Genomic DNA, 5,744 nt, shown 5'->3' with positions numbered 1-5,744 from the left:
TGCCCGCCCCGCCTGCTCAGGGTGTCCAGGCGCTCGCGCAGGCGCAGCGCGGAGGGCCGGCCGGCGACGTCGAAGGCGTGCTCGGCCACACCGGGGACAGCGTGGTCGGCGACGTGGCTGCCGAGCGCGTAGAGAAGCGTGTCGTAGCTGAGCTCGCCATAGCCATAGCCATCGCCGTCGGCAGCGGCGTCGCCATCGGCGTCGGCCACGGCGACGACCTGGCGCTCGGGGTCGACGGCGGTGACCCGGGCAAGGCGCAGCCGTATCCCCGTGCCCGTGAAGACGTCGGCGAGCCGGGGAGCCGCGATCTCCTGGCCGGCCGCGAGCTGGTGCAGCCGCAGCCGCTGGACGAAGTCCGGCTCGGCGTTGACCACGGTGATCTCGGTGTCCGCCGGGGACAGCCGACGGGCCAGGGTCCCGGCCACGTAGGCCCCGGCGTAGCCGGCGCCGAGGACGACGATGCGGTGCTTCATGGTGTCTCCTCTGTCTCAAGGGTTCGGCCTCGTTCGGCCTCAAGACACCGCGCGACCGATCCCTGTGACAGCCTGTGAGGCAGATCACTCCGCAAGTCCGTCTGGTGACTTCCTGGCGACTTCAAGGGGGTGCGCCTATCGTTCGCCCCCGGCCGTCGTGCGGTGCACGCGGGTCGTGCGACGCACACGGACGGCGAAGGAGGCGTACGCATGCGGGCTCCCCCGGTCGTCGACCACGGCACCCGGCGCCGGCGTGCCACGTACCGCCGCGCGCTGTGGACCACCGCCGAACTCGCCGTCACCCTCGGGGTCGTCCTCCTGCTCCTCGTCGTCCACCAGCTGTGGTGGACCAACCGGCAGGCCAGGGAGGGCGCCGAGCGCAAGGTGGAGGCGCTGGAGCGGAACTGGGACTCGGGCACCCGCGGAACGGCCGCCGACGCACAGGGCACCCCCGACCCCGCAGCCACGGACGAGACCGGCGAGACAGGCGGGACCGACGGGAGCGGCGAGACCACCGACGGCGCCCGGACCCGGCGTACCGGCGGCACCGGCAACAGCCGCACCCCCGCCCCCTCCCAGGCCTACGCCGTCCTCACCATCCCCCGCCTCGGCCTCCGCGTCCCCGTCGCCGAGGGCATCAGCAAGCAGAACGTCCTCAACAAGGGATACGCCGGCCACTACCCGCGCACCGCCCAGCCGGGCGAGGCCGGCAACTTCGCGCTCGCCGGGCACCGCAACACCCACGGCGAACCCTTCCGGTACATCAACCGGCTCCGGCGCGGAGACGAGGTGCGCGTCGAGACCGAGGAGGCCGTGTACACGTACGTCGTCGACAAGAACCTCGCCCGGACCACGCCCGGTGACGGCGGGGTCATCCGGCCCGTCCCGCGCAGCACGGTCAGGCCGTCGTACGGCTACGGCGCCCCCGGCCACTACCTCACGCTCACCACCTGCACCCCCGAGTACACGTCCACGTACCGCCTCGTGGTCTGGGGGAAGTTGAACTCGGTACGCCACCGATGAGGGCGTCCTGTATACCTGGTACCTGTAACCGGTGTACGTGGACCTGTGGGCCACGGGCGTGTGGATGAGAGGGAGGCGAGCAGTGACCCGGATGCTGACCGACCGGCTCGCCGGCCTGCGTCCCGCCGCTCTGCTCCTGCTGCTCCTCTTCGAGGTCGCCCTCCTCGACACGGGCGGTGTCCTCTCGGCCGCCGTCGCGTTCGCGGCGACCGCCGCGGCCGGTTCCGCGCTCGCCGTCTGCGCGGTCCTCGCCTCACGCGCCGCGCCCGCCGTGGCGCCCACGCGCGTACGGACCGCGATCCGCGACCGTGAGCGGCGTACCGCCTTCCTGCCCCAGCGCGATCCCGACGCCAAGGGCCGTACGCGGCCCAGGGCGCCCGGGCACGTCCTCCGGACGACCGCCGCGTAGCAGCGCAGCCGCGCAGGGCAACCCGCAACCCCGCACCTCACTCGCGAGCTCGGGTCACCCCGCGGTGGTCGTCATGCCGTCCTTCCCTCACCCGGCACGACGAGACCCCCGGAGGGCTCACCCACCCATGTCCGCTGTCATCTCCCTCTTCGCCCAGCTGGTCGAGCAGCTCGCCGACCTGGTCCAGCCCCTGTTCCACGCCTCCTCGGCCGCCGCCGCGATCGTCCTGTTCACCGCGCTCGTACGGCTCCTCGTCCACCCCCTGTCCCGGGCCGCCGCGCGCGGGCAGAGGGCGCGGGCCGCGCTCCAGCCGCAGATCGCCGAGCTGCGGAAGAAGTACGGGAAGAACCCGGAGAAGCTGCAGAAGGCCGTACTGGAACTGCACGCCAAGGAGAAGGTGTCGCCGCTCTCCGGCTGCCTGCCCAGCCTGTGCCAGCTGCCGGCGTTCTTCCTCCTCTACCACCTGTTCTCGAACACGACGATCGGCGGCGAGGCGAACGGGTTGCTCGCGCACGAGCTGTTCGCCGCGCCCCTCGGCGAGCGATGGGCGGACGCGCTCGGCGACGGCGGGGTCCTCGGGGCGGCGGGGCTGGTGTACGTGGGCCTGTTCGTGATCGTCACGGGAGTCGCCGTCTTCAACTACCGGCGTACGAAGCTGATGATGGCGACCGCGCCCGCTCCGGCCGCGGGCCCCTCGGGGGAGCAGGTGCCCGGACTCGCCTCGATCACCAAGGTGATGCCGTTCATGTCCTTCCTCACCCTCGTCACCGTGGCGGTGGTGCCGCTGGCCGCCGCGCTGTACGTCGTGACCAGCACGACGTGGAGCGCGGTGGAGCGGGCGGTGCTGTACCGGGACATGCCTGCGCCCACCGCCTCGATGCTGTAGACGTGCCGTCCCGGCGCGGTTCCCGGTGGTCCAGTCCGTGAACCGGGTATTGCGGACCGGACGCCGACCTTGGACGATCGACCAGTCCTCCGATGGCTGCACCCAGGAGATTGTGATCATGAAGCTGCTGCGAGTCGGTACGGCGGGGTCGGAGCGGCCCGCGCTGCTCGACGCCGAGGGGACCCTGCGGGACCTGTCGGGTGTCGTGCCGGACATCGACGGGCCGCTGCTCGCGGACGACGAGGCGCTCGGCCGGATCCGTACGGCGGCGGAGTCCGGCGAGCTGCCCGTGCTGGATCCCGCCGGGCTGCGCGTGGGTGCGCCGCTCGCCCGGATCGGCAAGATCGTCTGCATCGGGCTGAACTACCACGACCACGCCCGCGAGACCGGTGCCGAGCCGCCCGCCGAGCCGGTGATCTTCTTCAAGGCGGCGGACACGGTGGTCGGGCCGTACGACACGGTGCTCGTGCCGCGCGGGTCCACCAAGACCGACTGGGAGGTCGAGCTCGCGGTCGTGATCGGACGGACCGCCCGCTACCTGGACTCGGTGGAGGAGGCGCTCGCGCACGTCGCCGGGTACGCGGTGGCGCACGACGTCTCGGAGCGCGAGTTCCAGATCGAGCGCGGCGGCACGTGGGACAAGGGCAAGAACTGCGAGACGTTCAACCCGCTGGGGCCCTGGCTGGTGACCTCCGACGAGGTCCCGGACCCGCAGGACCTCTCCCTGAAGCTGTGGGTCAACGGCGACCTGAAGCAGGACGGCACGACCGCCGAGCAGATCTTCCCGGTGGGTGAAGTCGTGCGGTACGTCAGCCAGTTCATGACCCTCTACCCGGGCGACGTCATCAACACGGGTACGCCGGCGGGGGTGGCGCTGGGCGAGCCCGAGCCGAAGCCGTTCCTGCGGGCCGGGGATGTGGTGGAGCTGGAGATCGAGGGACTCGGGCGGCAGCGGCAGGAACTGAAGGACGCGTAGGCGCCCCGGCGAGGGCGGTGGCCCCGGCGCTCGGCACTTCCGGTGTGACCGGGGTGCCGAGCGTATCGTTGTACTGCGCGACTGCCCGCAACCGTGCGGCAGCGGGGAGGAGCGGCAACGGTGACTGTTCTCGAAGACAGGGTCGTGATGGCCGAGCTGAGCGAAGAGCTGACCCTCGACATGATGTTCGAGTGGCTTGAGCCCGTCCCCGAGGGATTCAAGGTCGAGATCGTCCAGGGGGCCGTGTACATGTCGCCACAACGCCAGAGCCACTGGGAGATCATCCTCAACATCGTCATGCAGCTTCTGGCCCGCTACCCGAAGAGTCGCACCGCTTCTGACGTCCGGGTGGACTTCCCCGGCCACCTCAACGGTTTCGCGTCCGATGTCATGGCCTTCAAGGAGGGCGCGGTCAAGGACGAAAAGGGCCGTTGGCGCTGTGAGGACGTCGAGTTCGTCGCCGAGGTGATCTCCAAGGAAACGGCAGCCAACGACTACGGGCCCAAGCTGGAGACCTACGCCCTCGCCCGCGTGCCGGTGTACGTGATCGCCGACCCGTACACCGGTGAGTGCCATGTCCACCTGCGGCCCAAGGACGGTCAGTACCGCGCCATCCTGACGTTCGACTTTGGTGACGAGATCGATCTCACCGACACACCGGTTGGCATCGTGCTCGTCACGAACGAGTTCCCGCGCGAGGCGAAGGGCGCCGGCTCGCCCAGGAAATCCCCTACACCCGAACAGTGATCCCCTTCCGAACCGACCGCCCAGCCGCCTCCAGCACATCCAGCGCGTTCGCGGCCTCGTACGCCGTCACGGGGTTCGGGGCGTCCTCGCGCAAGGCCGCCGCCACCGCCGCGTAGTACGCCGGATAGTCGCCCGGCAGCGTCGGCACGGGCCGTCCGCCGCCCGTTACCGGTGACTCGCCGGAGCCGATCCGCCCCCACATCGACTCGGGCTCCACGCCCCACTCCGCGCCCGCCTCCGGCCGCTCGCCCTCGCGCAGGGCGGCTTCCTGCGGATCGAGGCCGTACTTCACATAACCCGCCTTCGAGCCCAGCACCCGGAAGCGCGGGCCGAGTTGGGCGGCCGTCGCGGAGGCGTACAGATGGGTGCGGACGCCGTTCGCGTGGGTGAGCGCGATGAACGTGTCGTCGTCCGTCTCGGCGCCCTCGCGGCGGATGTCCGACTCGGCGTACACCTGGGTGGCCGGGCCGAAGAGGGTCAGCGCCTGGTCGACCACATGGCTCCCGAGGTCGTACAGCAGACCTCCGATCTCTGCGGGATCGCCGGACTCGCGCCAGCCGCCCTTGAGCTGGGGGCGCCAGCGCTCGAAACGGGACTCGAAGCGCCATACGTCACCCAGCTCGCCCTCGGCGATCAGCTGCCGGAGCGTCAGGAAGTCGTTGTCCCAGCGGCGGTTCTGGAAGACCGACAGGAACAGGCCGCGCTCGTCGGCGAGGGCGGCCAGGGCGCGCGCCTCCGCCGCCGTCCCCGCGATCGGCTTGTCGACCACGACCGCGAGGCCCGCCTCCAGGGCGGCCGTCGCCACGGGGACGTGCGTCTTGTTCGGGGACGCCACGACGACCAGGTCCAGCTCACCGGCCCGGTCCCACAGCGCGTCGGGCGAGTCCGCGAACCGTACGTCCGGGAACTCGGCGCGGGCCTGCTCCCGCCGCTCGGGGTTCGTCGTGACCACCGTGTCGAGGGTCAGGCCCTCGGTGGCGGCGATCAGCGGGGCATGGAACACGGAGCCCGCGAGGCCGTAACCGACCAGGGCCACGCGGAGGGGAGCGCCGGGAGCGGGGGCTGAGCCAGTCGTGCCAGTCATACGTCCCACTTAAGCAACGCTGTTGCCAAAGTGCAAGCGCCGGAGAGAATGGGGGTGTGACCAGGTCGAAGGGCGAGCGTGGGATCGCGGTGAACGCGGTGAACGCGGTGAACGCGGCGGGTGGGGTGAACGCGGTGGGTGGGGTG

The 5,744-nt window shown here is 71.2% G+C and carries 7 protein-coding genes; 5 read left to right on the top strand and 2 right to left on the bottom strand.

Features of this window, described 5'->3' with window-relative positions; genetic code table 11:
• Nucleotides 1-473: FAD-dependent oxidoreductase (locus FNH04_RS40235; RefSeq protein ID WP_194236982.1), on the bottom strand; the 473-nt coding region annotated here is incomplete at its 3' end.
• 210 nt (nt 474-683) lie between these two features.
• Between FNH04_RS40235 and FNH04_RS40230 the strand changes: the two genes are divergently transcribed.
• The 5 genes from FNH04_RS40230 to FNH04_RS40210 all read left to right on the top strand — a co-directional run bounded on the left by FNH04_RS40230 (nt 684) and on the right by FNH04_RS40210 (nt 4,514).
• Nucleotides 684-1,496 carry a class E sortase gene (locus FNH04_RS40230; RefSeq protein WP_152791107.1) on the top strand — a complete coding sequence of 271 codons (813 nt, stop codon included), beginning with the start codon at nt 684-686 and terminating at the stop codon, nt 1,494-1,496.
• A 91-nt stretch (nt 1,497-1,587) separates the two neighbouring features.
• A complete protein-coding gene (locus tag FNH04_RS40225) occupies nt 1,588-1,905 on the top strand; it encodes a DUF6412 domain-containing protein (RefSeq protein ID WP_152791110.1) in 318 nt (105 codons plus the stop codon).
• Between the two features lie 139 nt (nt 1,906-2,044).
• On the top strand, nt 2,045-2,791 hold the full coding sequence (locus tag FNH04_RS40220; RefSeq protein ID WP_322725260.1) for a YidC/Oxa1 family membrane protein insertase: 747 nt from the start codon (nt 2,045-2,047) through the stop codon (nt 2,789-2,791).
• A 118-nt stretch (nt 2,792-2,909) separates the two neighbouring features.
• Complete coding sequence (locus tag FNH04_RS40215; RefSeq protein ID WP_152791103.1) at nt 2,910-3,767, top strand: fumarylacetoacetate hydrolase family protein; 858 nt, start codon at nt 2,910-2,912, stop codon at nt 3,765-3,767.
• A gap of 120 nt (nt 3,768-3,887) precedes the next feature.
• Nucleotides 3,888-4,514 (top strand): Uma2 family endonuclease, encoded by a 627-nt coding sequence (locus FNH04_RS40210; RefSeq protein WP_322725258.1) that lies wholly within the window; start codon nt 3,888-3,890, stop codon nt 4,512-4,514.
• On the opposite strand, the gene FNH04_RS40205 is transcribed toward FNH04_RS40210, so the two are convergent.
• Complete coding sequence (locus tag FNH04_RS40205) at nt 4,498-5,598, bottom strand: Gfo/Idh/MocA family oxidoreductase (protein WP_152791102.1); 1,101 nt, start codon at nt 5,596-5,598, stop codon at nt 4,498-4,500. The two genes, FNH04_RS40210 and FNH04_RS40205, sit on opposite strands and share 17 nt — an antisense overlap.
• Between the last annotated feature and the right edge of the window lie 146 nt (nt 5,599-5,744).

This window comes from Streptomyces phyllanthi, assembly GCF_009377205.1.
GTDB classification, from domain to species: domain Bacteria; phylum Actinomycetota; class Actinomycetes; order Streptomycetales; family Streptomycetaceae; genus Streptomyces; species Streptomyces phyllanthi.
The sequence above is the reverse complement of the archived record's forward strand: the minus strand, read 5'-3'. Positions and strand labels throughout refer to the sequence as shown.